The organism is Streptomyces sp. NPDC005483, assembly GCF_040606035.1.
GTDB lineage: Bacteria > Actinomycetota > Actinomycetes > Streptomycetales > Streptomycetaceae > Streptomyces.
On record NZ_JBEXEA010000003.1, the window covers coordinates 389140 to 416106 of the forward strand.

At 71.1% G+C, this 26967-nt stretch carries 21 protein-coding genes and 2 pseudogenes; 13 read left to right on the plus strand and 10 right to left on the minus strand.

Going from position 1 to position 26967, the window contains the following annotated elements; all coding sequences use genetic code 11:
• Positions 1–134 precede the first annotated feature (134 nt).
• The 3 genes from ABZT06_RS07885 (at position 135) to ABZT06_RS07895 (ending at position 3252) form a co-directional block, all read left to right on the plus strand.
• The gene (locus ABZT06_RS07885) at positions 135–1313 is read left to right on the plus strand and encodes a sensor histidine kinase (protein WP_355736460.1); all 1179 of its coding nucleotides are present in this window, start codon (positions 135–137) and stop codon (positions 1311–1313) included.
• Positions 1314–1335: 22 nt separating this feature from the next.
• Positions 1336–2013: a response regulator transcription factor gene (locus ABZT06_RS07890; protein WP_355736463.1), complete on the plus strand. Its 678-nt coding sequence runs from the start codon at positions 1336–1338 to the stop codon at positions 2011–2013.
• Between the two features lie 93 nt (positions 2014–2106).
• Positions 2107–3252 carry a hypothetical protein gene (locus tag ABZT06_RS07895; protein WP_355736465.1) on the plus strand — a complete coding sequence of 382 codons (1146 nt, stop codon included), beginning with the start codon at positions 2107–2109 and terminating at the stop codon, positions 3250–3252.
• A 175-nt stretch (positions 3253–3427) separates the two neighbouring features.
• Here the strand turns inward: ABZT06_RS07895 and ABZT06_RS07900 are convergent.
• Positions 3428–3562 (minus strand): annotated as a pseudogene (locus ABZT06_RS07900) (DUF3516 domain-containing protein); the annotation flags it as partial.
• Between the two features lie 419 nt (positions 3563–3981).
• Here ABZT06_RS07900 and ABZT06_RS07905 point away from each other — a divergent pair.
• Together ABZT06_RS07905 and ABZT06_RS07910 are read left to right on the plus strand one after the other, a co-directional pair.
• A complete protein-coding gene (locus ABZT06_RS07905; RefSeq protein ID WP_355736468.1) occupies positions 3982–5967 on the plus strand; it encodes a glycoside hydrolase family 97 catalytic domain-containing protein in 1986 nt (661 codons plus the stop codon).
• 204 nt (positions 5968–6171) lie between these two features.
• The gene (locus ABZT06_RS07910; protein ID WP_355737058.1) at positions 6172–7194 is read left to right on the plus strand and encodes a LacI family DNA-binding transcriptional regulator; all 1023 of its coding nucleotides are present in this window, start codon (positions 6172–6174) and stop codon (positions 7192–7194) included.
• A 174-nt stretch (positions 7195–7368) separates the two neighbouring features.
• Here the strand turns inward: ABZT06_RS07910 and ABZT06_RS07915 are convergent, their stop codons facing one another.
• On the minus strand, positions 7369–8067 hold the full coding sequence (locus tag ABZT06_RS07915; RefSeq protein ID WP_355736471.1) for an NAD(P)-binding domain-containing protein: 699 nt from the start codon (positions 8065–8067) through the stop codon (positions 7369–7371).
• 172 nt (positions 8068–8239) lie between these two features.
• Between ABZT06_RS07915 and ABZT06_RS07920 the strand changes: the two genes are divergently transcribed.
• Positions 8240–9469, plus strand: a complete 1230-nt coding sequence (locus ABZT06_RS07920) for a SpoIIE family protein phosphatase (RefSeq protein WP_355736474.1) — start codon at positions 8240–8242, stop codon at positions 9467–9469.
• A 54-nt stretch (positions 9470–9523) separates the two neighbouring features.
• Here ABZT06_RS07920 and ABZT06_RS07925 read toward each other — a convergent pair whose 3' ends face one another.
• From ABZT06_RS07925 to ABZT06_RS07940, 4 genes are all read right to left on the minus strand, one after another.
• Entirely contained in the window at positions 9524–11257 is a 1734-nt protein-coding gene (locus tag ABZT06_RS07925) for a protein kinase (RefSeq protein WP_355736477.1), read from the minus strand.
• Between the two features lie 111 nt (positions 11258–11368).
• Positions 11369–11635 carry a Sec-independent protein translocase subunit TatA gene (tatA, locus tag ABZT06_RS07930; protein ID WP_355736480.1) on the minus strand — a complete coding sequence of 89 codons (267 nt, stop codon included), beginning with the start codon at positions 11633–11635 and terminating at the stop codon, positions 11369–11371.
• A 72-nt stretch (positions 11636–11707) separates the two neighbouring features.
• Positions 11708–13417, minus strand: a complete 1710-nt coding sequence (locus ABZT06_RS07935; protein WP_355736483.1) for an LCP family protein — start codon at positions 13415–13417, stop codon at positions 11708–11710.
• Between the two features lie 382 nt (positions 13418–13799).
• Positions 13800–14156: a metalloregulator ArsR/SmtB family transcription factor gene (locus ABZT06_RS07940; RefSeq protein WP_355736486.1), complete on the minus strand. Its 357-nt coding sequence runs from the start codon at positions 14154–14156 to the stop codon at positions 13800–13802.
• Between the two features lie 265 nt (positions 14157–14421).
• On the opposite strand from ABZT06_RS07940, the gene ABZT06_RS07945 reads away from it, so the two are divergent.
• The 7 genes and pseudogenes from ABZT06_RS07945 to ABZT06_RS07975 all read left to right on the plus strand — a co-directional run bounded on the left by ABZT06_RS07945 (position 14422) and on the right by ABZT06_RS07975 (position 21868).
• Positions 14422–14688: a GlsB/YeaQ/YmgE family stress response membrane protein gene (locus tag ABZT06_RS07945; protein WP_351987573.1), complete on the plus strand. Its 267-nt coding sequence runs from the start codon at positions 14422–14424 to the stop codon at positions 14686–14688.
• A gap of 18 nt (positions 14689–14706) precedes the next feature.
• Entirely contained in the window at positions 14707–15204 is a 498-nt protein-coding gene (locus ABZT06_RS07950; RefSeq protein WP_355736489.1) for a hypothetical protein, read from the plus strand.
• 323 nt (positions 15205–15527) lie between these two features.
• Positions 15528–15719 (plus strand): annotated as a pseudogene (locus ABZT06_RS07955) (3-oxoadipate--succinyl-CoA transferase subunit B); the annotation flags it as partial.
• Between the two features lie 339 nt (positions 15720–16058).
• Positions 16059–16907 carry an MIP/aquaporin family protein gene (locus tag ABZT06_RS07960; protein ID WP_355736492.1) on the plus strand — a complete coding sequence of 283 codons (849 nt, stop codon included), beginning with the start codon at positions 16059–16061 and terminating at the stop codon, positions 16905–16907.
• 62 nt (positions 16908–16969) lie between these two features.
• The gene (gene glpK / locus ABZT06_RS07965) at positions 16970–18487 is read left to right on the plus strand and encodes a glycerol kinase GlpK (RefSeq protein ID WP_355736495.1); all 1518 of its coding nucleotides are present in this window, start codon (positions 16970–16972) and stop codon (positions 18485–18487) included.
• Between the two features lie 76 nt (positions 18488–18563).
• The gene (locus ABZT06_RS07970; protein WP_355736498.1) at positions 18564–20276 is read left to right on the plus strand and encodes a glycerol-3-phosphate dehydrogenase/oxidase; all 1713 of its coding nucleotides are present in this window, start codon (positions 18564–18566) and stop codon (positions 20274–20276) included.
• A 203-nt stretch (positions 20277–20479) separates the two neighbouring features.
• Positions 20480–21868 (plus strand): MFS transporter, encoded by a 1389-nt coding sequence (locus ABZT06_RS07975; protein ID WP_355736501.1) that lies wholly within the window; start codon positions 20480–20482, stop codon positions 21866–21868.
• Positions 21869–21917: 49 nt separating this feature from the next.
• Here ABZT06_RS07975 and ABZT06_RS07980 read toward each other — a convergent pair whose 3' ends face one another.
• The 4 genes from ABZT06_RS07980 to lnt form a co-directional block, all read right to left on the minus strand.
• Positions 21918–23837 carry a GAF domain-containing protein gene (locus ABZT06_RS07980; protein ID WP_355736504.1) on the minus strand — a complete coding sequence of 640 codons (1920 nt, stop codon included), beginning with the start codon at positions 23835–23837 and terminating at the stop codon, positions 21918–21920.
• Between the two features lie 107 nt (positions 23838–23944).
• Positions 23945–24745, minus strand: a complete 801-nt coding sequence (locus tag ABZT06_RS07985; protein WP_355736508.1) for a 3-hydroxybutyrate dehydrogenase — start codon at positions 24743–24745, stop codon at positions 23945–23947.
• Positions 24746–24799: 54 nt separating this feature from the next.
• Positions 24800–25279 carry an NUDIX domain-containing protein gene (locus ABZT06_RS07990; protein WP_355736511.1) on the minus strand — a complete coding sequence of 160 codons (480 nt, stop codon included), beginning with the start codon at positions 25277–25279 and terminating at the stop codon, positions 24800–24802.
• Between the two features lie 67 nt (positions 25280–25346).
• Positions 25347–26960, minus strand: a complete 1614-nt coding sequence (gene lnt, locus ABZT06_RS07995) for an apolipoprotein N-acyltransferase (RefSeq protein WP_355736514.1) — start codon at positions 26958–26960, stop codon at positions 25347–25349.
• Positions 26961–26967: the final 7 nt, after the last annotated feature.

The following is a 26967-nucleotide window of genomic DNA, read 5'->3' on the forward strand; positions in this document are numbered from 1 at the left end:
CACACACATGTAGGCCGGGCACGCCACACCCCCACCGACCGACCGACAGCAACCGTCACGTCGTAGCGGCCACGCACATGTAGGCCGGGGCAGGTCCGGCCTTGCTGCCGGCCCGCGCTCCGTACAGTGAGGAAATGCAGGTGACAGGGATCAGGCGGTGGGCGGCCCGCCATGACCGGATCAGGGACGCGTTGCCCGCGATGGTGCTGATGATCGTCGCCGTCGGCGCGGCGGCCGCGGGAGACTCGGGCTGGCACGCGCCCCGGGTGGCGGGGGTGGCCTGGACGGCGTTGTCCTGCGTCCCCCTCGTGTTCCGAAGCCGGTGGCCGCTGCCCGTCCTCGTACTCACTCTGGCGATCGATCTCACCGCCATGACCGTGGTTCCCGACCGCGTGTCGACCCCGGCGGCGAGCCTTGTCGCCCTGTACACACTCGCGACCCGCAGCAGCCGGCGCACCGCCTGGACGGTCGGTCTCATCGCCGCTGTCGCCGTCACCGGTGTCTACGCCGCCACCCACGAGGAACCGCTCCTGGTGGGAACCAGTCTGCTGCGGCTCGACTTCGCGATCGCGGCCACCGCCCTGGGCGACGCCGTCCGCAGCCGTCGGCTGCACCTCGCGCGGGTCGAGGCGCGAGCGGAACGCGCCGAGCACACGAGGGAGGCGGAGGCCCGGCGGCGTGTCACCGAGGAACGGGTCCGTATCGCGCGCGAACTCCACGACGTGGTCGCCCACCACATCACCCTCGTCAACGCCCAGGCAGGAGTGGCCCATCACCTCATGCGCACCGACCCCGACCGTGCCTACGACGCCCTGGCCCACATCAAGGAGACCAGCCGCGCCGCACTGGACGAACTACGGGCCACCGTCGGCCTGTTGCGCCAACCGGACGACGCGCCCGACTCCCGGGCGCCCCTTCCCGGGCTGGCCGACCTCGACGCCCTGATCGGCGGCATCCGTGCCGGCGGTCTGTCCGTGACGGTGACCCGCACCGGCCTGATCCGGCCCGTGGCCCCGGCGACCGATCTGACGGCCTACCGGATCATCCAGGAGTCCCTCACCAACACCCACAAGCACGCCCGTGCGGCCCACGCCGACGTGCTCCTGGACTACGGTGCCTCGACGCTGCGCGTGACCGTCAGCGACGACGGCCGCCCCCACACCCCGAAGGGTCCCGGCACCGGTCACGGACTGATCGGGATGCGCGAGCGCGCCGGCGCCATCGGCGGCACCCTCACCGCCGGTCGAAAGCCCGACGGCGGCTTCCGGGTCGTCGCCGAACTGCCTCTGTCCCTCACCCCCGCGACCGCCTGACCAGCCCGAGGAAACACCGCCCATGACGATTCGCGTACTGCTCGCCGACGACCAGGCCCTGCTGCGCGGCACCTTCCGGCTGCTCATCGACGCCCAGCCGGACATGGAGGTGGTCGCGGAGGCCGCCAACGGCCACGAGGCGGTGCGGCTGGCCCGGTCCGAGCGGGCCGACGTGGTGGTCATGGACATCCGGATGCCGGAGGTCGACGGCATCGAGGCGACCCGGCTCATCGACCAGGACGAGGGCCTGGCCGGAGTGAAGGTCCTCGTCCTGACCACCTTCGAGGTGGACGAGTTCGTCATCGAGGCGCTCCGGGCGGGCGCGAGCGGCTTCCTCGGCAAAGGGGTGGAACCGGCCCAACTGCTCGACGCCATCCGTCTCGTCGAGGCGGACGAGGCGCTGCTGTCCCCCGCGGCCACCAAGAGCCTCATCGCCCGCGTGATGGCCCAGCCCGCGGCGGGCGACCTCGCCGACCCCGCCCGCCTGGCGACGCTCACACCCCGGGAACGCGAGGTGATGTCCCTGGTGGCCACCGGCCTCTCCAACGACGAGATCGGCGAACGCCTCTTCGTCACCCCCGTCACCGTCAAGACCCACGCCAACCGCGCCATGGCCAAACTCGGCGCCCGCGACCGCGCCCAACTCGTCGTCATCGCCTACGAGACCGGACTGGTCCGCGCCGGAGAGCGCCTGAACTGAACCCACCCGCGCGTGCCGCACGCGATCATCCCGCCCTACGCTTCCTCTGTTCGAGACAGCCACGAACACCGGGTCAAGCGGGGGACGACACTCATGACATATCGGCGCGCGGTGATACCGGCCCTGGTCGGCGGTCTGCTGATCACGCTGTTGCTGTGGTGGGCGGGGGCGAGCGCGCAGGCGCTGCAACTGCGGGGCAGCACCAGCGTGTTCGACGTGGACTCCGTGAACGAAGTCCGGCGCTGGCTCATGCCCTGGTCGTACGACTCCTCGGTGGCCGTTCCGTCCGACGGTTCCGCCGAGGCGGGCACGGACCTGGGCGCAAGCACCCGGTACGCCGATCTGTACGGCACCGCGATGCAGATCAGATTCGTGGCCCTCTTCGCGTTCTCCCTGGCCGGCGCACTGCTGCTGCTCCGCAGGATCCCGCCGGCGCAGGGCCGTACGCCCGCCACGTTGCTCGCCCTGTGGGCCTGGGCCCCGGTGGCCGCGACCTTGGCCGTGACGGTCTCGGCGCCCTGGCTGATCGCGTCCCGGGGGCGGGGCAGCTACCGGGTGCTGCCGCAGCTCGCGGGGGTGATCGGCTCGATCGGGCCGGTCGCGGTCTTCGCGGGGCTCGTGACCGCCCTGGTCACGGTGCTCGTGGCACGGGTCACCGCCAAGGGCGCGGACCCACTGCCCCGGCGCGATGTGACACCGCGCGCCGCGCGCCTGTCCGCGAGCGTCGGAACGGCGGTGGTCGCGCTGTCGCTGGTGGTTCTGTCGTACCAGTCGGTGGCGGCCTGGATCCAGACGTCGTTCAGCGGCGCGGGCCTGCTGTCCGAGCCCGGTGACCTGCTGCGCCAGTGGCTCCTGCTCGGCGCCTGGGCCGGCCCGGAGGGCACGGCTCTCGGCCAGTGGCTGCTGTACCGGGCCGCCGACGTGCTCCTGCTGGCCGTGGTCTGGTGGTCGCTGCGCCTGCTGCCCGGCCTCCTCACCCGGACCACCGCGCCGGCGATGGCGGTGGGCGCGGTCTGCGCGACCGTGCTGGGACTGCTCGCGAGCCAGATCCTGCACATGGCGAACGACGACACCGCCTCCGTGTGGGGCCCGGTGCACGTGTTCTCGCCCCTCGGCACCAGCGTCCCGGCCGCCCTCACCTTCGGCGTCATGGCGGGACTCGCGGCGCTCGCGACACTACGGCTGGCCGGGGACCACGACCCGCAGCCGTCACCTGTGGCCCCAGCCCAAACCCACTGACGGCACGCCGAGACGCACATCAACACCGCCTACGAGGGCGCCCTCAGCGACAACCCCGCCAACGTCGCGACCGACGGCCCCTACAACTCCCACACCGGCCGGGCCGCCATGACCGCCGGCCAGCTAACTGGGTGGAAGCCCGCCGGTAACCGCTGGCCGAACCGCGGCGTGTGGCTCACAACTGGCCGACATCGGTGACCCGGACGACCACGCGGCCCTCCGCGTCGGAGGCTGCGAGGTCGATCTCCGCGCTGATGCCCCAGTGGTGGTCGCCGTTCGGGTCGGCGAGCGTCTGCCGGATGCGCCACACCGCACCCAGCGTCCCGGCGCAACCAGCTGGTCTCCACGCGATCCACCCGACCGCCGACCGGGTCCGGCACGGCGGCTCCTACTCCGACGAGGACCGTGTCGAGCCGCGGTTCGGGGACAGCGGCACCACCGACTCCACAGCCGCACGACGAGCCCAGACCTTCCTGGGCGAACTCCTCGACGCCAGGTTCGCCCTGGAGCGGTTCGTGGAGCCACGGGCCACGGAGGCCGCCCGCCGCGTCGAGACCCGCCCTCCGTCGCGAGCCCCCGACTCCCGGCACGGGCAGATCAGACGGTACGCCCAGGAGACCCAGGCGGATCCACCGCGCCTGGCCCGTCCCCAGGTCTTGACCAGGGTTCCTCAGCCACGTACAACATTCCCCAGCAGAAAACGTTTACCTGACGGAGAGGCCGCCCACCATGAGAACCACAGAGGACCGGGAAGAGCCCTCGCGGGACAGAGCCGGCACCCCGGAAGCGCTGTCGCGTCGGGGGGTGCTCAAGGGCACGGCGGCCGTCACCGTCGCCCTGGCCGCGGCGCAGACCGTGCCGCAGCAGGCCCACGCCGCTGACGAAGCGGCCACGGCAAGGCCCCCGCTCTGCGTCACCGCGCGCATGGGCGGCAACGCCATCACGATGTCGGTCGTGGACGGAGCGCTCCGGTGGTCCGTCCAGCACCACGGCAGGACGGTCGTCGACACCTCCGTCCTGGGCCTCGCGCTGAGCGACGGGACCGTCCTCGGCAACGACGTGACGGTCACCCGGAACCAGCACGGAACCGCCCGCACCACCTGGAACCCGGTGTACGGCCGCAACGCCACCGTCACCGACCACTACCAGGAGCAGCTCTGGAGCCTGCGGGACAGCTCCTCGGGTGCCCGCTTCGGCGTCCAGATCCGCGCCTACCGGACCGGTGTCGCCCTGCGCTACCTCCTGCTCGACGAGGGCACCGCCACCGTCTCCGACGAACTGACCACGTTCGCCTTCCCCGACGACACCACCGTCTACAGCGCCCGCGACGAGGACGCCTATCTCCCGGTGGCGCCGGGCTCCATCCCGGTCACGGGCACCTCCAGCACGGACAACGGCCCCCTCACCGACCTGCCGCTCACCGCCACCCTCACGGACGGACTCATCGCCTGCGTCTGCGAGGCGGCCCGGCTCGACTTCCCACGTCTGATGCTCAGTTCGACCGACGGGCAGCCGGGCACCCTGTCCGCGTTCCTGATGGAGCACACCGCCCGCGGCACCGGCCCGGTCGAGACCACCAGCACGGTCACCACCCCCTTCGCCACGCCATGGCGAGCGGTAGTAATCGGTTCCACCCACGCCGAACTGGTCGACAACGCCGAGCTGGTACTCAGCCTGGCCCCGCCCAACGCCCTGGCCGACACCTCGTGGATCAAGCCGGGCAAGGTCTTCCGCTGCGAACTCAGCACCGCCGCCGGCCTCGCGGGCGTCGACTTCGCCGTGGCCCGGGGCCTGCAGTACATCGAGTACGACGCCGGCTGGTACGGCCCCGAGTTCACCACCACCGACGCCACCAGGCCGATCGCCGCCATCGACCTCCCGTCCGTCATCTCGTACGCCACGAGCAAGGGCATCGGTGTCTTCCTCTACGTCAACCGGCTCGCCCTGACCGACGCGGACTCCCTCTTCGGCCTCTACAAGGGCTGGGGAGTCGCGGGCATCAAGCTCGGCTTCATCAACGACGGCACGCAGACCATGACCGGCCAGATCACCGACTGGGCGAAGACAGCCGCCAGGTACCAGCTGCTGATCGACATGCACGACGACGTACGGCCGTTCGGCCACGAGCGCACCTACCCCAACTGGATCAGCCTGGAAGGCGTCCGCGGCAACGAGCAGTTCCCGACCGCCACGCACAACGTGACGCTGCCCTTCGCCCGCAACGTCGGCGGCCCGATGGACTACACCATCTGCTACGGCCAGTCACGGGACAAGACGACCAACGCCCACCAGATGGCGATGGCGGCGGTGTACTACCAGCCCCTCAATTTCCTTTTCTGGTACGACAAGCCGTCCAAGTACGCCAACCCGGCGAACTGGCCGGGACTGCCCTGGTTCAACTCCGTCCCCACCACCTGGGACGAGAGCCGGACCCTGGCCGGGTCGATCGGCGAGTACGTGGCGGTCGCCCGCCGGAGCGGCGACACCTGGTACCTCGGCGCCATGACCGACGAGACGTCCCGGACCCTGTCGGTCCCGCTCTCGTTCCTGGGTGGCGGAACGTACACGGCGACCGTGTACGCCGACGGAACCCCCGGGGCCGCTCCCTATCAGACCCCGGTCGTGGTCAGCACCCAGTCCGTCACCTCGGAGAGCACGCTGAGCGTGGCCATGGCCCCGGCGGGCGGCCAGGCGGTCGTCCTGAGGCCGAGCTGACCGTTCGGCGGGGAGCGGACGGGGAACCATACGGTAGTAGACGTTTTCCATACCCACTAGGATGCTTTCCGACCGACGGAGCAGTCGAGCGCGAGCCGGTGCAGTAACGTCGGGGCCGTGACGGACGAGGAAGAAGGGCCAACCCGCGCCCAGGAGACGAAGAGGGCGAAGCGGAAGAGGACGCCGACCGACAGGCCCAGCACGATCCGCGATGTCGCCGCGAAGGCCGGTGTTTCCGTAGCAACCGTTTCCCGGACGCTGGCGGGCAACTATCCGGTGTCCGCGCAGACAAGGGAGCGGGTCATGGCCGCCGTCGACTCCCTCCACTACGTCGTGAACGTCCACGCCAAGGCACTCTCCGGCCGGGTCGCCGGACCCGTCGCCCTCGTCCTGCGCGACATCACCGGCCCCTCCCTCGCCCACGTGGCGGCCGGCGTGGAGGAGGAGGCCGGTCGTCGGGGCCGCCTCAGCCTGGTCTGCTCGACCAAGGACGACATCAAGCGGGAGGACGACCTGGTCCAGCTGATGCGGGAACAGCACGCGGCGGCGGTCCTCCTCGTCGGCGGCACCGTGACGGACGACGCCTATCACCGCCGTATGGCCGGATACGCCAGGGCGCTGGACTCCGCGGGGTCCCGGCTGGTGCTGTGCGGCAGGCCGCCCCTGCCCGCGGGTGTGCCGGCCACCGTCGTGGACTACGACAACCGCGGCGGCGCCTTCCAGGCCACCGCGCATCTGCTCACCGCCGGTCATCGGCGGGTCCTGTTCCTCAGTGGCGCGCCGGGTTTCAGCAGCGCGGAGGAGCGGCGCCTCGGTTACCGGGACGCGCTGCGCGCCCACGGCACGCCGTACGCCGCGGAGTTGGACACGAGCGGGGACTACACCCGGGCGTCGGGTTATCTGCGGACCCGGGAGGCGCTGCGCACCGGGGTCGGGTTCACGGCGGTGTTCGCGGGGTCCGACGTGGTGGCGCTGGGCGCGCTGGCCGCCCTGCGCGAAGCCGGCCTGAGCGTCCCGGGCGAGGTCTCCGTGGTCGGCTTCGACGACGTCCCGTTCGCCGCCGATCTGACCCCGGCCCTGACCACGGTCCGGGTCCCGTACGAGGAACTGGGCCGCACCGCCGTACGTCTCGCCCTGGATCGCGAGGTGGGGTCTGCGTCCGACGACCACGTGGTGCTGAGCACGCAGCTCGTGATCCGGGATTCGGTGCGTCCGGCTGCCGGCTGAGGGAGTGGTTGTCCCGCCCGACGCCGGGCTCCGTTGCCGGCGCCGTCGAGCCGAAGCCGGGTGGTGACCGCGTCGGCCGAGGGCTCGCACGGGAGTCGCGCGGGGGCGGGCCCACTGCGGCACGGGGTGTCGCCGCGGACCGGCTCGTCCACGCCCCGCACCGACAACCCCGGTTCAGCCGCCCACCCGGGCCCCCTGGACATGGAAGTTGAAGTCGCCGTGGCCGAGCGTGCCGTACAGGCGCAGCCAGATCGGCAGGAGCATCTCCACGCCGCGGGCGGAGGTGATGTCGCCCAGGTCGATGACGCTCGACTCGGGCCAGCCGAAGGAGCCCAGCAGCGCGGTGACGGTCTTCTTGGCGCCGGTGTCGTCGCCGCTGACGAAGACGGTGTGCTCCCCCGCCACCCGGGCCGGCTCCACCATGACGAAACAGTTCATGGTGTTGAGGGTCTTGACGACCTTGGCCTCGGGAAAGGCGCGCTGGATGCGTTCGCCGAGGCTGTCGGTGTTGACCGGGTCCAGCGTCGGCGGCATCCCGGCGGAGAAGTCCAGCGGGTTGGCCACATCGATCAGGACCTTGCCGCTCAGGTTGGGTGCGCCCGCCGCTTGCAGGGCGTTCAGGCTCTGCTCGCCGGCTGTGGTGTTGACGACCGTCTCCCCGAAGGCGGCGGCTGCCTCGAAGGTCTCCAGACGCACCTGGCCGTGGTCGGCGTGCCACTGGGCGAACGGCGGATTGCCCATGCCGTCGGGTTCGGTACGCGAGAGAGTGGCTTCCGGATCGCGGGTGCCGATGACGACGTCGTGGCCGAGGGAGGCGAGCTTGCCGGCGATCGTCCGGCCGACGATGCCGGTACCGAGGACTGCGTAACGCATACGAGTGGGTCCTTCCGGGACTCGGGCGATCGGCCGGAGGGCCGCGCCCACGACGAAATCCGAACCAAGCCGTTCACCGGCCGCTTGATGACCGTAGCTGTCGAGACGTCGGGCCGTTCCCATCTATCGTGGAAAATCACATCATGATGGCTCGTGTCGAGGCAGGCTGCACATGAGGAAACCGAAGATCGACTACGCGGCGGTCTTCCGGGACCTGCCCGGCATGGTGGCGCTACTGACCCCCGAACTGGTGTACGTCGACGTCAACAATGACTTCGTACGCCTCACCGGTCGCCCCCGCGAGCAGCTGGTGGGCCGGTACATCTTCGACGTCTTCCCCGAGAACCCCCATGACTCGGCGGCGGCCGGGATGCGGGAGACACGCGAGTCGATGCTGCGCGCGGTGGCCACGGGCGAGCGCGACACCATGGCGGTGGTGCGCTACGACATCGAGGACCCCCAGCGTCCCGGCCACTGGCAGGAACACTTCTGGAGCCCCGTCAACGCCCCCGTCCTCAGCACCGACGGCAAGGTGACGCTGCTCGTGCACCGGGTGGAGGAGGTCACCGAGCTCATCCGCGCCCGCGGCGGACCGGGCGGCGACAGCCGGGCGCGCGTCCTGGAGGCCGAGCTGTACACCCGGGCCCGGGAACTCCAGGAGGTGAACGAGCGTCTGCGCCAGGCGCACGCCCGCGAACGCGAGGTCGCCCTGGCCCTTCAGGAGGCCCTGCTGCCCGCCCCCAGACCCCTGGACCATCATCAGGCGGCCGTCCGGTACCGGCCCGCCGTCGGCGCCCTCAATGTGTGTGGCGACTGGTACGACCTCGTCGACCTGCCGGGCGACCGTCTCGCCGTCGCAGTCGGTGACGTCGTGGGCCATGGTCTGGCGGCCGCCTGCGTCATGGGCCAGCTGCGCAGCGCGCTGAGCGCCGCCACCCGCGTCGCCGACGGCCCGGCCCGGGCTCTGGAAGCCCTAGGGCTGTACGCCCGTTCGGTGGACGGCGCCGAGTCGACCACGGCGGCGACGGCCTTCATCGACTGGGACGACCACACCCTCACCTACAGCAGCGCGGGCCACCTTCCGCCCGCCCTGCTGCACACCGACGGCACGGTGTCCTTCCTGGACCGGGCCACCGACCCGCCGCTCGGCGCCAGCCCCGAACACGCCATCCGTCCGGAGGCCACCACGCCCTTCGACGAGGGCGCCACGCTGGTCCTCTACACCGACGGCCTGATCGAGCGCCGCACCGAGGACATCGACACCGGCCTGGCCCGTCTCACCGACGCGCTCACCCGCCACCGCCACGCCGGCCCCGACGCGCTGGCCGACGCGCTCCTGACGGAGCTCCTCCCGGCCACCGGCAACGCCGACGACACCGCTCTCGTCGTCATCCGCCTCTGACCGGGGCCGGTACGACACGTCACGCCCGGCCGGTCGGTCGGTCGTACGGCCCCCTCAGTCCTCCGCGGGCATGACGCGGGTCACCTTGCCCTTGGTGGTCGCCTCCAGATAGCCGGACTGGCTGTACTCGTTGCTCAGGTAGACGGCCATGCCGAGGGGCGTGTCGAAGGTGTCGTTGGGCTGTCTCACCACCAGGTAGCGGGTTTCCGGGTGACCGACGTTGAGCTTCTTCCGGGCTTCCTCCAGGAGCGTGGGCACCTTGTCCCAGTCGAAGCCGTCCAGGCGGAAGGGCTGGTCGCCGCCGACCAGGGTGCCCTTGATGATGCCCTTCTCCACGCCCTGCCCCGGGCGGTAGGCGTAGGTGTCGTACCTGCTGTCGCTGCCCTCGACCATCATCTCGGCCGACACGTAGTCGTCGTAGACGGTGAAGTCACCGAACCTGTCCCGGCCGCTCTCCTGCTCCAACGCCTTGATGGCGGTGCGGATGCCGCCGGGGGTGAGCAGGGTCGTGGCCGTGGTGTCCTTCGACTGCCGTCCTGCCGGCGCGGCGGTCGGGGAGCCGCTCGACTCCGGGGCCGAGATGGCGGAGGACGAGGCGCCGGTGTTCGCCGCGTCCCCCGAACCGCCCGAGTTGCCTCCGAAGGGCAGCAGCCACCACATCAGGACCAGGGCGCCCGCGAGCGAGGTCACCGAGACGCCGAGCAGGGCTCCCGGTCCGAACCGGGCCCGGCGGCCCGCCCGGACGGGCGAGGTCACCGGCTGGCCGGGCCCGGCGGGGAAGCGCGGCGGCCCGAATCCGGCGGGGGCGCCGGCGAGAGGAGCGGTGTGCGGGACGAAGGCCCCCGGGTACGAACCCGGGTACGACGGGGCCGTGCCGTCGGACGGCGGGTTCAACGGGTAGGAGGTGGGCGGGCGCCCCGCGGTCACGGGTCCGGTGTGCCCCGACTCGATCCCGGCCAGCCGTCGGTCCAGCTCGGCGGACGTCGGCCGCGCCGCCGGATCCCGTACGAGCACGCTCATCAGTACGTCGCCGAGGGCACCACCGGCCCGCACCGGCGGGGGCACGTCCTCGTTGAGGACGGCGGCGAGGGTGGCGAGGGTGCTGCCGCGGCGCAGCGGGTGGTGGCCCTCCACGGCGGTGTACAGCATCATCGCGAGCGACCACAGGTCGGAGGCGGATCCACCCTCGTGGCCCGAGATCCGTTCCGGTGCCATGAAGTCGGGTGTGCCGATGATGGAGCCGGTGGCGGTGAGGCTGGTCGTCTCACGGATCGCGGCGATGCCGAAGTCGGTGAGGACGGGGCGCCCGTCGGACCTCAGCAGGACGTTGGCGGGCTTGACGTCCCGGTGCTGGATGCCTGCGTCGTGCGCGGCGGCCAGCGCGGCCAGCACACCCCGGCCGATCCGCGCCGCCTCGGCCGGCGGCGTCGGCCCCTGGGAGAGCCGGTCGGCGAGCGAGCCGCCGCTGACCAGCTCCATGACGATCCACGGGTAGGTGCCTTCGCCGCCGTCGACTATGTGGTGGATCGTGACGACGTTCGGATGGTCGATCCGGGCCAGGGCCCGCGCCTCGCGCAGCACCCGCTCCCGCAGCATCCGCGCGCTGCCGGGGTCGTACTCGGCGAGGTCCCGGTCGGGCGGGCGGACCTCCTTGACCGCGACCATCCTGTGCAGCACCAAGTCCCTGGCCCGCCAGACCGTGCCCATCCCGCCGCCGCCGAGACGGGCCTCCAACTCGAAGCGCCCGTCGACGACTCGTCTGCCGGGGCCCTCGTCTGCCTCACTCATGGGCGGGAGCTTACGGCGACACTGCCGCGGCCTCGCAGCGCAGGGGCCGGGTTCAGCGCCGGGTCGACGTGGTCGCCGTCAACTCGCCGGCCCTGCCCGGCGTACGGGAGTTCAGTGGGCCGGGTTGCCCTCGGCCGCCCGATGCGCGGCGGTGGTCTCCGCGGGTGCGGACCGGGCGACCTGCGGGGCGGACTCTGCAGGGGCGGCGGTGCTCTGCGCGGTGCCGTCCTCCTTCATGGCCTTGGCCTCGCTCTTGAGGATGCGCATCGACTTGCCGAGCCCGCGAGCGGCCTCAGGGAGCTTCTTGGAGCCGAACAGCAGGATGATCATGATCGCCACGATCAGCAGGTGCCAGGGCTCCAGTCCGTTGCGCAGCATGCCGCGGGTCCCTTCTCTACGCTCATTGTTGCCAGCTTGCGCAACTGTACAACCACAGGTCCGGTCCCCGCCTCACTCGTCGGAGTCCTTCTTGTCGGGGGACGCCGCGTACGCCTGCGCCGGTGTCATCGCGACCCCGTTGAGGGAGACCGTCTTGAAGGGGCTGACCTTGGCGCAGGTCTTGGCCTCGTCGGCGGTCTGAGCCTGGGCGTTGGAGACCGCGGCCTTGGTGTCGGCGGGCGCCGGCGAGGACGAACCGCCGGGAAACGTGGTGCCGCGCGTCCAGTCGTTGCCGATCACCAGGGTCAGGCCGCTGCCGGTGCCCTCATCGAGGTGCGAGGTGGGCAGTCCGAGGGCCTTGGCGGTCGTCTGGGCCTCGGCCTTCTGGCCGGTGCCGTAGGTGAGGGTGGTGGTCGTCGCGGGGCTCGGCGCGTTGGCGGTGGTCGTGGCGGAACTGAAGCCCTGACCGGTGAGCGCCTTCGCGATGTCGGAGGCGCGGCCGGTGATCTCGGTGCCGTTCTCGACGGTCACGGCGATCTGCGAGGCGGGTACCGCCGAGGCCGTGGCCGTCGCGGAGGCCGCCGCGGACTTCTTGCCGGAGCCGCCGGTCAGGGATTGGTCGTCGGCGATGCTGGAGAAGAGGGCCTTGGCACCCGCGCCCACCACCACCCGGTTGGGGTCGTGGGGGTCGGGGGCGGTCTGCATCGTCGTGAAGGTCATCCGCTTGGTGGGGACCTTGTTCACGTCGGCGGCGAGCCCGATCAGCTTCTTGACGCTGCCGAGACCGTCGTCCACGGTGAGCGCCTTGGTGGCGGCGTCGGCGAGGCCGTAGACCGCGGTGGGGTTGGTGAGCGTGCCCGCGCTCTTGAACTTCCGGATCATCGCGCTGAGGAAGATGTGCTGGGAGACCGTACGGCCGAGGTCGCTGCCGTTGCCGAAACCGTGCCGGGAACGGACGAACTCCAGGGCCGCCTTGCCCTTGAGTGTGTGCGAGCCGCTGGACAGTTTCAGGTGCGAATAGGTGTCGTACACGTTGTTGTTGACGCACACGGAGACACCGCCGACCGCGTCGGACATCTTGACCACGCCGGAGAAGTCGAGCTTCACGAAGTGGTCGATGGGGATGCCGGTGAGCTGGTGGATGGTGGCCACCTGACAGGCGGGGCCGTACCGGAGGGCGCCGTTGATCTGGCCGTAGTAGCCGGACGTGGACTGGCCGCTCGCGCTGTCCTTGCAGGCCGGGATGTCGACCATGGTGTCGCGGGGGATGCTCATGACGGTGGCGTTGGAGCGGTCCGCGGATATGTGCACCACCATCTGTACGTCCGCGTTGCCGTTCCCGGTCTGCACGCCGGTCTGGGAGCAGCCGCCGCCCAGCTTGCAGTCCGCCTTGCTGGTGCGACCGTCCGAGCCCATGACCAGGATGTTGATGGGGGTACGGCCGAAGGCGTCGGCCTTCTCCGAACCGCCCTTGCCGTCGAGCGAGACGCTGTTGATGTTGCCGTTGAGGTGCTGGTAGAACCACCAGCCGGCCCCGGCCGTGCCCAGGACGAGGAGCGCCAGACCCATCCCGATGATCTTCAGCACCCGCCTGCCGCGCGGCACCGGGCGGGCCCGGCGACGCGCCCGGCTGCCGCCCTGCGAGCGGGCCGCCGCACGGGCCGCGGCCCGGCCGCCGGGACGCGGTGTCCCGCCCGCCTCGCCCTCCCGCTGGCCCGGCACCCTGCCGGTACGGCTGCGTGTGGCCTGACCGCCCGGGCCGCCGTCCCACCGCTCGCTCATCTACCACTCCCACGAAACGGTCGGGCCCCTCAGGCCGGGCCATGGGGTGGGCGGCCGGGCGTGCGCGGCGGTGTACGGGCAGGCCAAGCAGGAACTTCGCCTAGGTTGCGTAGTTGCGCAATCTAACAAACCCCTGGCCCGACCAGCGCGGCTCCGCCGTATTTCACAGGTGAGAGATCTCATGGCGGAACGCGGCAACCTCCTGGACCCTCAGCCCTTCGCCATGGCGAGGTCCCGGTGGTCGGGTGGTTCCTCCCAGCTGCGGTACGCGGCGTCCGTGCCCTTCCTGACCTCGTCGAAGGTGGCGCGGTGCAGGTCGGGTACACCGCAGGCCGCGTCGGGGTGGGCGTGGCCGTCGGGTCGGGAGTCGAGGAGTCGCGGGCTAAGAGCTGCGTGAGGCGCTGCCGTGCGCGGCGGCAGATCCGGTACGGGCCGTCAGCTGGCCGACCATGACGCGGACGACGGTGACGATGTCGGGGTCGTCGACGTAGTAGATCTGCCGGCGGCCCTCGCGGCGGGAGCGGACGAGCCCGGCGAGTTTCAGTTTCGCCAGGTGCTGGCTGACCGCGGGCAGCGCCCCGCCGACCCGGTCGGCGAGGTGGGTGACGTCGCTCTCGCCCTGGGACAGCGCCCACATGATGTGCAGCCGGGCGGAGGAGGCGAGGAGTCCGAACACGGCGGCCGCCTCGGTCAGGACCTCGTCGGACGGATCCTCGAAGCCACCGGCGAGTGTCGCCACGGTCCCCTCCTGTTCCGCCCCGGTCACTGTCAACGCACGTGTGCTGTCTCAGTGTAAGGGGGCGGGGCAGGGCCCACGAGAGCGCCTCCACTTCATCGGTTGCGCAATGTAATAAGCGTGTGAAAGAACGTCGACGACTTGTCACCAGCGGCCATCGGACCCCGTTCCTCCCTGGCTGCAGTCCCTAGGCTTGCGCAATCAGGCAACCGAAGTGTCCCGGGCCCGGCGGCCTCCGTCCGGCCCGATCCGACTGGAGGACTACAACGTGGGCATCATCGGCTGGATCATTCTGGGTCTGCTCGCCGGAGCCATCGCCAAGATCCTGCTGCCCGGCCGCGACCCGGGCGGCTTGATCGGCACCACCCTCATCGGGGTCGCGGGAGCGTTCGTCGGCGGCTGGCTCTCCGCGCGCTTCCTCGACCGCCCGGTACAGAGCCACTTCTTCGACCTCTACACCTGGGGCGCGGCGATCGGCGGCTCCCTGGTCCTGCTGATCGGTTACCGCCTCTTGTTCGGCAACTCGCGGAACTGAGCCACGAGCTCGCAGCCGATGCCCTCGTCGTCCGGCGTCCGGCCCACCGCCCCGCTGCAGACAGGCGTGCCGCCACCGCTCGGCCCGCAGGACCGGATCGTCGGCGCGTCCGGACTCCAGCCCCGCGGTGACCTGATGGGCCCACTCCTGCCGGCGGGGCAGGCGTTCGTGCAGCGGCCCCTCATCGGCGAGGTCGCCGGGCCGGGCGAGGAACGCGCAGGCGGCGACCACGTGCGGGTGCGGTGCCGGGGCCACCAACAGACGTACGGCGGCGTAGTGGGCGAGGATCCCGTCAGCCTGCGATCCCAACTCGGCACGTCGTACCGGCCCTTCCTCTCCGGCTCGGCCCGCTGGACCGCCCCCCAACTACCGGAGTGCGTCGCCGACTTGTCGTTCAGGGCGCTAGGACAGGCTTGTCACACATTTGCACCGACCGCCCACGCAGTGGGGTGGGTGGCGGCTCTGCTCATCTCCGGTATCGACATCTATCTGCTGCAGCAGGTCTTCTTCGGCTGAGGTCACCGGCGCGACCCATCTGACAGTCAGCCGCGCCAGGCCTGTCGGGGCGTGTCGTGAAAGGAGCCGCCGGCCCCGAAAAGTGGGCGAGGAAGCGGACGGCGCCGCGCACCCGTAAGCTCCGCGCCCGCCCTCGCCGTATGACCGCACACGCCAACTTCCCCACCCGGGACGCCTGTTCACGCTCCGCGTGACTCGCTTCAGCAGGCGTGTACCGGGCGGGCGGCCCTCCCTGCACGCGCTCGAACACCGCGGCCAGCCCCTGCCCGCCGCCGATGCACATCGTCTCCAACGCGTAGCGGGCCTGCCTGCGGTGCAACTCCCTGGCCCGCGGCGGACCGGGCGAGGAACTCCGTCCGACCGCCGTCCACCCAGGAGTGACCGTCGACCAAGTACGGGCCACCACCGGCTGGGAACTGGAGGTGGGCGAGGACCTGACCGTCGTAGAGCCCCCACCGACGCGGAACTGCGCCTTGCGCCACACTGTCGACCCCGACCGGATCAATCTGCGCTGAGGAGGAACGCGCCTCCACTGATCCAGCGGCCCGGCGGCCGCCCGACGCCGGGGTTCAAGTCCGAGCGCGATGACCGGTTCGAGCGCCCAAGGCGCTTTCGCAGCCACTTGTCGGCCGGTGCTCGTGAGCTGGTGTAGAAGCGGCGGTCGCAGCCGCAGCGGGACATGCATGGCGGCCCCAAATGTCTCCTGTCGGCGGGCGGACTTCCGTCTCCTCCCTGGCCCGCCGCAGCGGGCTGCATCGCCCCGCGCGCGTATGGCTCTGGCGGTTCTACAATGATTTCTGGAGGACTCGGGGCAGTCGACGGCCGACCCTTGGGCCGGCGGGAAGCGGGCACCCATGGCTGAGCGACTCAAGCGATCAGGGCTGGTCGGCGAGCTTTCAGCGGAATTCGCCGGCACCATGATCCTCATCCTCTTCGGTTGTGGCGTGGTGGCTCAGGTAGTCGCCGGCGGGGCCCTCACGACTCCGCCGGGCGGCCTGGGAAACCACGACAGCATCGCCTGGGCCTGGGGCCTCGGCGTCACCCTTGGTGTGTACGTCGCGGCGAGGCTGAGCGGTGCGCACCTCAATCCCGCGGTGACCGTCTCGCTGGCGGCGTTCAAGGGTTTCCCGTGGAGCAAAGTGGCTCCCTACGCGCTGGCCCAGACAGCCGGCGCCTTCGTGGCAGCCCTGATCGTCCGGTGGAACTACACCGAGGCGCTGGCGAAGGCAGATCCCACCCACACGATCAAGACGCAGGGCGTCTTCTCCACGCTGCCCGCCAACGGCAATCCGAACCTGCCGGTCCACGAATGGGGCGCATTCCGCGACCAGATCATCGGCACCGCGATCCTGCTGCTGCTGATCCTGGCGGTCACGGACCTGCTCAACACGCCCCCCGGCGCCAACCTGGCGCCGTTCATCGTCGGTCTGATCGTCGTGGGCATCGGTATGGCCTGGGGTACCAACGCGGGTTACGCGATCAACCCGGCACGCGACTTCGGTCCCCGGCTGGCCAGCTTCCTCACCGGGTACGGCGGAGCGTGGCGAGATCAGTACGGGAACTTCTACTTCTGGGTGCCGATCGTCGGTCCGCTGATCGGAGGTCTGCTGGGAGCGGGCCTGTACAAGGTCTTCATCGGCCGGTTCCTGCCGACCGCTGAGCCGGAGCCCCCCGGACGGGTCCCGGCCCCGGACGAGAACTGACCGGTTCCCGGGGTTGCCGTGATCCGGCTGCCCCGGGAGAGCCCAAGGAGAGGCGGCATCCCATGGCGGACTTCGTCGGCGCGGTGGACCAAGGGACCACCAGCACCCGTTTCATGATCTTCGACCATGCCGGCAACGAGGTGGCGCGGCACCAGCTGGAGCACTCACAGATCCTCCCGCGCTCGGGGTGGGTAGAACACGACCCGGTGGAGATCTGGGAGCGCACCAACTCGGTGATCCAGAACGCGCTCCGGCACGGAAACCTATCGCCGGAGGACCTGGCGGCCATCGGTATCACCAACCAACGGGAGACGACGGTCGTCTGGGACCCGCGCAACGGCCGCCCCTACTACAACGCCATCGTCTGGCAGGACACCCGTACCGACTCCATCGCGGCAGCGCTGGACCGCTCGGGCCAGGGCGACGTCATCCGCCGCAAGGCAGGGCTGCCGCCGGCCACGTACTTCTCCGGCGGCAAGATCCAGTGGATCCTGGAGAACGTCGACGGAGTCCGCGAAGCGGCCGAGCAGGGCCATGCCCTCTTCGGCAACACCGACGCCTGGGTGCTGTGGAACCTCACCGGCGGCCCCGACGGCGGCGTCCACGCCACCGACGTGACCAATGCCAGCCGCACCATGCTGATGGACCTGGAGACCCTCGACTGGGACGACGAGCTGCTGGGCTTCTTCGGCGTTCCCCGGGCGATGTTGCCGACCATCAGCCCGTCCTCCCACCAGGAAGCGTTCGGCCAGACCCGTACGTCCCGGCCGCTGCGGGCGGCCATCCCCATCACCGGTGTGCTCGGCGACCAGCAGGCAGCCACCGTCGGACAGGTCTGCTACGCGCCCGGCGAAGCCAAGAACACGTACGGCACCGGCAACTTCCTGGTACTCAACACCGGCACGGAACTGGTGCGGTCCCAGCACGGCCTCCTGACCACCGTGGCGTACCAGTTCGGCGACAGCCCGGCGATCTACGCACTCGAAGGCTCCATCGCCGTCACCGGCTCCGCGGTGCAATGGCTGCGCGACCAGCTGAAGATCATCAACGATGCCGCCGAGAGCGAACGCCTGGCGCGTACCGTCGAAGACAATGGCGGGATCTACTTCGTCCCCGCCTTCTCCGGCCTGTTCGCCCCTTACTGGCGTTCCGACGCCCGCGGCGCGATCGTCGGCCTCGCCCGGTACAACGACGGCGGCCACCTGGCGCGGGCCGCCCTGGAAGCCATCTGCTACCAGAGCCGCGACGTGGTGGAAGCCATGGAGCAGGACTCCGGCGTCCACCTCGACGTGCTCAAGGTCGACGGCGGCGTGACGGCCAACGACCTGTGCATGCAGATCCAGGCCGACGTCCTCGGCGTCCCGGTCAGCCGCCCGGTCGTCGCCGAGACCACCGCGCTCGGCGCTGCCTACGCCGCCGGTCTGGCCACCGGTTTCTGGCAGGACACGGACGAACTGCGCACCCACTGGCAGGAGTCCAAGCGCTGGGCACCCCAGTGGTCCGAGGAACAGCGCGCGGAAGGATACGCGGGCTGGAAGAAGGCGGTGGAGCGCACGCTCGACTGGGCCAAGGTCGAATAGGTTCCGGCCGGGAGCGACCGAATGGGCCCGCCCGAGCCGCGTGCGCCGCCCGCACCCGCTGCACGAGGAGAAGACCATGGCGAACCCGGTGGCTCTCTCGCCCGGCGCACGCGCGGAGGCCCTCGTCCGACTCGGAGAGGGCGAGCTTGACGTCCTCGTCGTCGGAGGCGGCGTAGTCGGCGCCGGCGCGGCCCTGGACGCCGCCACTCGGGGCCTGAGAGTCGGCCTCGTCGAAGCCCGGGACTGGGCCTCGGGCACTTCCAGCCGCTCCAGCAAACTCATCCACGGCGGCCTGCGCTACCTGGAGATGCTGGACTTCCGGCTCGTCGCCGAAGCCCTGAAGGAACGCGGACTCCTGCTTCAGGTCCTGGCCCCTCATCTGGTGCGTCCGGTGCCGTTCCTCTACCCTCTGCAACACCGGATCCGGGAGCGTCCGTACGTCGGCGCCGGCGTGCTGCTGTACGACACCATGGCCGCTGCCTCCGGTACCTCCAGAGGTCTGCCCCACCACCGCCACCTGCTCAAGCGCCGAGCTCTGCACGAGGCGCCCGCGCTGCGCTCCGACGCCCTGGTCGGCGCGATCCAGTACTGGGACGCCCAGGTCGACGACGCCCGGCACACCATGTTCCTCGCCCGCACGGCTGTCGCCTACGGAGCGCTGGCCGCCAACCGCACCCGTGTCAGCCGCTTCCTGCGGCAGGGCGAGCGGGTGGTGGGAGCCGCTGTCACGGACCTGGAGACCGGCGACGAGACAGAGGTACGAGCCAAGCAGGTCATCAACGCGACCGGCGTGTGGACCGACGACACCCAGGCCCTCGCCGGTACGCGCGGCCAGTTCCACGTCCGCGCCTCCAAGGGCGTACACCTGCTGGTCCCCCGTGACCGGATCAACTCCCGCACCGGGCTCATCCTCCGCACCGAGAAGAGCGTGCTGTTCGTCATCCCCTGGGGACGACACTGGATCATCGGGACCACCGACACCGACTGGACACTCGACAAGGCCCATCCCGCCCTCAGCTCCAAGGACGTCACCTACCTGCTGGAACACGTCAACAGCGTCCTGGCCACGCCTTTGGCTCCGGAGGATGTCGAAGGCGTCTACGCCGGTCTGCGTCCCCTCCTGTCCGGCGAGGCCGCGGAAACCAGCAAACTGTCACGGGAGCACCTGGTCGCCCACCCGGTACCCGGTCTCGTCGTGGTGGCCGGCGGCAAGTTCACGACCTATCGGGTGATGGCGAAGGACGCAGTCGACGAGGCGGTCCGCGGCCTGGACGAGAAAGTGCCCGACTGCGTCACGCAGCGCGTTCCGCTGCTCGGCGCCGACGGCTATCCGGCCCTCTGGAACTCCCGCCACAACCTCGCCGAGAGCTCCGGGCTCCATGTCGCCCGGATCGAGCACCTGTTGAACCGCTACGGCTCCCTGGTGCACGAGCTGCTCGCCATGGTCGCAGCCGACTCCTCGCTCGGCGAGCCGTTGCCGAGCTCCGACGACTACCTGCGGGTCGAGGCCGTGTACGCGGTGACCCATGAGGGTGCCCGCCACCTGGAGGACGTGCTCGCCCGACGTACTCGGATCTCCATCGAGTCCTGGGACCGTGGTGTGGACGCGGCGCAGACCGTCGTGGAACTGATGGCGCCTCACCTGGGATGGGACCAAGCGCACCGGGACCGTGAGGTCAACCACTACCTGAAGCGGGTGGCCGCCGAACGCGCCGCCCAGCAGCAGCCGGACGACCAGACCGCCGACGCGGTACGGCTCGGCGCCCCCGACATCATCCCGGTGCACTGAGCAAGGTCGGGGACGGGAAACCGGACGGCACTCGTTGCGACCACCATCGCTCCCCTGAACCTCCTTCACACGAGCTGGCATGGTGGTCGTACGCATAGCCAACCCCCGAACTATGTTGCCCGGCCACATGTGCGCCTGACGTGCGCATTCCTACGGTGTGACGACACGCAAACGTCCCCGTCACACCCCAGGAAGTGGTGCCGATGTCGTCGCCCGCAACCGCTCCACCGGCCCCGAACAACCTCAAGCGCATCGTCGCCGCGTCCCTCATCGGCACCACCATCGAGTGGTACGACTTCTTCCTCTACGGCTCCGCGGCCGCCCTGGTCTTCAACAAACTCTTCTTTCCCGACTCCGACCCGCTCGTCGGGACGTTGCTGTCCTTCCTGACCTACGCCGTCGGGTTCGCCGCCCGGCCGGTCGGCGCCCTGGTGTTCGGACACTACGGTGACCGGCTCGGACGTAAGAAACTGCTGGTCCTGAGCCTGCTGCTGATGGGCGGGGCGACCTTCGCGATCGGACTGCTGCCGACGCACGCGACCGTCGGCACGGCCGCTCCCGTGCTGCTGACCGTGCTGCGCCTGGTCCAGGGCTTCGCGCTCGGCGGAGAGTGGGGCGGGGCCGTACTGCTCGTGTCCGAGCACGGGGACGCCAGGCGGCGCGGCTTCTGGGCCTCGTGGCCGCAGACCGGTGCGCCGGCCGGGCAGCTCCTGGCCACGGGTGTGTTGTCACTGCTGACCGCCGTTCTGTCGGACGCCGCGTTCGGCAGCTGGGGCTGGCGGATTCCCTTCCTGCTCTCCGGCGTGCTGGTGATCGTCGGTCTGTGGATCCGGCTGTCCGTCGACGAATCCCCCGTGTTCAAACAGGCGTTGGCGCAGGCGGAGGCCCGCAAGGCGGCCCGGTCCGGTGCGACCGAGAAACTACCGATCGTCTCCGTGCTGCGCCACCACTGGCGCGACGTGCTGATCGCGATGGGCGCGCGCATGGCGGAGAACATCAGCTACTACGTCATCACCGCGTTCATCCTCGTCTACGCCACCACGTCGGCCGGTGTCTCCAAGCAGACGGCTCTCAACTCGGTGCTGATCGCCTCGGCCGTGCACTTCGCGGTGATCCCCGCCTGGGGCGCCCTGTCGGACCGCATCGGCCGGCGCCCCGTGTACCTGTTCGGCGCGGTCGGCGTAGGGCTGTGGATGTTCCCGTTCTTCGCACTCGTCGACACCGGCGGCTTCGGCAACCTGATCCTCGCGGTGACCGTCGGACTCATCATGCACGGCGCCATGTACGCGCCCCAGGCCGCCTTCTTCTCCGAGATGTTCGCGACCCGGATGCGCTACTCCGGCGCCTCCATCGGGGCCCAGTTCGCCTCCGTCGCGGCCGGCGCCCCGGCCCCGCTCATCGCCACCGCCCTCCTCTCCGACTACGGCAGCTCCACCCCGATCGCCCTCTACGTCATCGCCGCAGCCGTCCTGACGGTCGTCGCCGTCGGTGTCGCCCAGGAGACCCGCCACCGGGACCTGGCCGACGCCGAGCCGGACGCCGAGCCGGAGCCGGCAGCCACGTCCCCCGCGGCGGACGCCCGGACCGCCTGAGCCCGAGCGCCCAGGCCCGACCGGCCCCCGTACGCCCTGCGTGCGGGGGTCAGTGCCGTGTCGGCGCCGACAACCGGTGCAGCCGCAGGGCGAGTTGGATCTCCAACGCCCGGGCGGGGCTCTGCCAGTCCTCGCCGAGCAGGCGGCCGACGCGCTCCAGGCGCTGGGCGACGGTGTTCACGTGGACGTGCAGCTCGTCCTTGGTGCGGGCCGGGCTCATGCCGCACGCGAAGTAGGCGTCGAGGGTGCGCAGGAGATCGGTGCCCCGCCGGTCGTCGTAGGCGACCACCTGGCCGATGGTCCGGTCGACGAAGCCGGCGATGTCCCGGTCACCGGCCAGGAGCAGGCCGAGGAATCCGAAGTCCTCGGCGGCGGCGCCGTCCCCCGAGCGGCCCAGCAGACGCAGCGCGTCGAGGCAACGCCGGCCCTCCTCGTAGGCGGCGGCCACCGCGTCCAGGTGCATGGCGAGGTCGCGCACCGGGGCCGAGGCGCCGACCGTCACCGCCTCGTGCACGGCCGTGCCGAGGTGCCCGGCGGTGCGGCGGGCCAGTTCGGTGGCCGTGTCCCCGGCGGTGAGGGGCAGCAGCAGAACGGTGCCGCCGTCACGGGCGGCGGCCAGGCCGTGCCGGGTGGCGGCGAGGTGGGAGGCCGCGGACCACAGGCGTCTGCGGGCGGCCGCCTCCTGGTCGGCGTCGGCCGCCGGGCCCTCAAGCCGGGCGGCCAGCACGACATGGGTGGCGTCGAGGTCGGCGTCCAGCCGGGCGGCCCGTTCGCGCAGCAGACGGGGGTCGTGGTCCCGGGCGTCGAGCAGGTCGTCCAACAGCTCGCCACGCACCCGCTGTTCGGCCTCGGCGGCGGACCGCCTGGCCAGCAGGAGCAGCGAGGTGACCATCGCGGCGCGCTCCAGGGTGCGCTGGTCCACGGGGTCGAGCCCGGGATGGCCGCGCAGCACCAGCGCGCCCAGGAGTTCGCCGCCGGCGGCGACGGCGGCGATCCAGTCGTCCCCCTGCCGTACGGCGTGGCCTTCCGCCCGGGATGCCTCCAGCGCCTCGGCGGACGCGAGCTCGGTGAACTCGACCGTGGCGTGGAGGATCTCGGAGACGGCCGCGGCCACGTCGTGCACCCCGCCGCCGCGCAGCACCAGTTCGGCGAGCCGGTCGTGGACGTCGGAGGCGCGCTCGATGACACCGCTGTGGTCCCGGATGATCTCGTTGGCCCGCTCCAGTTCGGTGAGGGCCGAGCGGGTCTCGGTGAGCAGGTTCGCGGTGTCGATGGCGGCCGCGGCCAGCGCGGCGAAGGACCCGAGGAGCGCGATCTGCTCCCGCTCGAAGACCCGGGCCCGCCGGTCCGCCGCGAACAGCACGCCGATGACGTGGTGCCCCAGGGTCAGCGGCACCCCGAGGATGGCGACCAGGCCCTCGTCCCGTACGCCCGAGTCGATGGTGAGGGTGTGCTGGAAGCGGTCGTCCTTGAAGTAGTCGTCGGTGACGTAGGGGCGGGCGGTCTGGGCGACCAGTCCGCCGAGCCCCTCACCCATCCCGAGCCGCAGCTGCTGGAAGCGGGCCGCGACCGAGCCCTCGGTGACCCGCATGTACGTGTCGCCCCGCGCCGGGTCGTTCAGGCTGAGGTAGGCCACGTCCGTGCCGAGCAGGGACCGGGCGCGCTGCACGATGGCCCGCAGCACCGCGTCCAGGTCCCTGAGCCCGGCCAGGTCGTGGGCGGTCTCGAACAGGGCGGACAGCTCGGCCTCCCGCCGGCGCCGGCCCTCCAGCTCGGAGCGCACCCGCAGGGCGACCGCCTTGGCCTGCTCGAGCGCGGCGATCCGCTCGGCCGGCCGTCCCTCGGCGCGGGCGATCAGCACCGGCTGTTCGTAGGCGTCGGCGGAGGCGCCCCTGGCCAGCAGCTCGAGGAAGGGTGCCTCGGCACTGCCGACGGGGCGCTCGGCGGACTGCACGTGATCGCTGGACATGCCCACAGGATTGCTCATCGCACGCTCACCCCGTCAGGCCTGTGGAGAACTCCGGTCCGGTCGCCCGTCCGATCCGCGGGCCCCGGGTGTGGCACGGTGCTCGCCGTTCAGTGCGCGGTCCAGCCGCCGTCGAGGACGAGCGAGGTCCCGGTGACGAAGGACGCCTGTGGACCGCACAGGTAGGCCACGGCCTCGGCGACCTCCTCCGGCTCGATGAGCCGCTTGAGCGCGCTGTCCTGGAGCAGCACCTCGGACACCACGCGCTCCTCGGGGATGCCGTGCGCCCGCGCCTGGTCGGTGATCTGCCGTTCGACCAGTGGGGTGCGCACATAGGCGGGGTTCACACAGTTCGAGGTCACGCCGTGGGGGGCACCTTCGAGAGCGGCCGTCTTGGACAGACCCTCCAGACCGTGTTTGGCGGCCACATAGGCCGCCTTGTAGGCCGAGGCCCGCAGACCGTGCACCGAGGACACGTTGACGATCCGCCCCCACCCCTGTCCGTACATGTGCGGAAGGGCACCGCGGATCAGCCGGAACGGCGCCTCCAGCATCACGGTGAGCACCGTGTGGAACACCTCGGGCGGGAACTCCTCGATCGGGCGCACCAGTTGGAGGCCGGCGTTGTTGACGAGGACGTCGGTGCCCGCGGCGGCGTGCTCGGCGGCGTCCAGGTCGGTGAGGTCGAGGACGTGCGGTTCGACGGTGCCCGCCAGCCCCGCGGACCGCTCGGCGAGCGCGTCCAGGCCGACCGCGTCCCGGTCGACCGCTCTCACCTTGGCCCCGGCCGCCGCGAGCCGCAGCGCACAGGCACGGCCGATGCCGCCGGCGGCGCCGGTGACGAGGGCGGTGCGGCCGCCGAGGTCGAGCGTGGGGGCGTGGGGGCCCGGGAGGGCGCTGCTAGCGGTCATGTTCCGACCCTAGGCAGCACCCGGCCCTCACCACATGTGGTGGCGCCCCACACTTCAGTCAGAACTCGTAGAGTCGAACCATGTGGGTGCGTCGGTCAGGGCCTGCTTGATCCGCTGCAGCCCGAACTCGTTCAGTTCCGGGAGGGCGTCCAGCGCGAACCAGCCCACCTCCAGCGACTCGTCGTCGTTGACCCGCGCCTCGCCGCCGACGGCCCGGCATCGGAAACAGATGTCCATGTACTGGCAGGTGTCGCCGTTGTCGTATGTCACGGGCCTGAGCGCCTGGACGACGACCACCCGCTCCACGACGCAGTGGACACCCGTCTCCTCCTCGACCTCCCGCACGGCACAGGCCGCGGGCTGCTCCCCCGGTTCCGGAATGCCACCGATCAGCGACCACTTGCCGGTGTCCGAGCGGCGGTTGAGCAGCACTCTGCCCTGGTCGTCGAGGACGACGGCGCTGACGCCGGGCAGCCAGAGGAGGTCGTGCCCGATGGACTTCCGAAGGGTGCGGATGAAATCAGGGGTAGCCATGAGCCGACCCTAACCGCCGTCGATGACAACCTGGTGATCTTCCCGACGGCGCAGGACCGGCGTACGGTCACACGTCCTGGGCGCGACGCCCGCGCAGCCCCGAGCCGATCGCCCAGCCGAGCCCGCCCGCGGCGACCAGCACCAGGGCCATCTCGGGCAGGATGCCGAGCCGGGTGGCCGGGGTCTGCGACGACCTGAGCGGCACCTTCTGCACCAGCGAGGCGGGCACGAACATGCCGGTCTTCTGGGTGATCCGCCCGTCCGGCATGATGATCGCGCTGACGCCGCTGGTCACCGGCACGGTGACGGTCCGGCTGTGCTCCACGGCGCGCACCCGGGACATCGCGAGCTGCTGGTAGGTCATCTCGCTGCGGTCGAAGGTCGCGTTGTTGCTCGGCACGGAGATCAGCTGCGCGCCGTCGGTCACTTCGGAGCGCACGGCCCAGTCGAACGCGGCCTCGTAGCAGGTGACCAGGCCGACCTTGGCGTCGGCCATCCGGAAGACGCCCGGCTCGGTGCCCCGGCTGAAGTCCTGGCGGACCATGGAGGTCCAGTTCTTGTTGATCGCGCCGACGAGGGAGCGCAGCGGGAGGTACTCGCCGAACGGCTGGATCTGCCGCTTGTCGTAGGTGTCCGTGGGGCCCTTGACCGGGTCCCACAGGATCTGCTCGTTGTAGAGCTTGCCGCCCCGCTCGACGACGCCGCCGACGGAGATCGGCGCGTCGATGGTCTTGGCCGCCTGCTCGATGATCGCGGCCGCGTCGGCGTCCGCGAAGGGGTCGACGTCGGAGGAGTTCTCCGGCCACAGCACGATGTCGGGCTTCTGGGCCTTGCCTGCCTTCACCTCGGCGGCCAGCCGCTCGGTCTCACGCGCGTGGTACTCGAGCACGGCCCGCCGCTGGGCGTTGAACTCCAGCCCCGCGCGCGGCACGTTGCCCTGGATGGCGGCGACGGTCACGGTGCCGTCCTCGGCCTTGTCGCTCACCAGCGTCCGGGCCGCGAGCGCCCCGACCACGGGTACGGCCACGCTCAGCAGGGCCACGGCCGCGGCCGGACGCCGTACGCCACCCGTCCCCCGTCGCTGCACGAGCAGACGCACGGTCTCGTACAGGCCGAAGCCGCACAGGACGACGGCGAAGCCTAGGACGGGTGTGCCGCCCACCGCGGCGAGCGGCAGGAAGACCCCGTCGGCCTGGCCGAACGCGATCTTGCCCCAGGGGAAGCCCTGGAACGGCGCACGCGCGCGTGCCGCCTCTCCGGCGATCCACACGGCGGCCGCCCACACCGGCGAGCCGGGCAGCTTCGAGACCGCGGCGATGCCTGCACCGACCAGCGCGATGAAGATCGCCTCGATCGCCACCAGCGCGAGCCAGGGCCCGGGGCCGACCTCGACGCCGGTCCACACCAGCAGCGGCAGCAGGAAGCCCAGGCCGAAGAGGTAGCCGAGACCGAGTGCCGCCTTCCAGCCACGGCCGCGCAGCACCCAGCCGAAGACGGCGAAGGCGGGCAGGGCCAGCCACCACAGGGGGCGTGGCGGGAAACTGACGTAGAGCAGCACTCCGGAGAGCGCCGCGGCGGCGGCCGGGACGAGGCGGCGGAGCCGGACGGCCCAGCGGGAGGCGGGCGCGGACTGCGGTTCCAGCCGGTCCGACTCGTCCACGGAAGTTGCGGTGACGGTCACTCCGGGA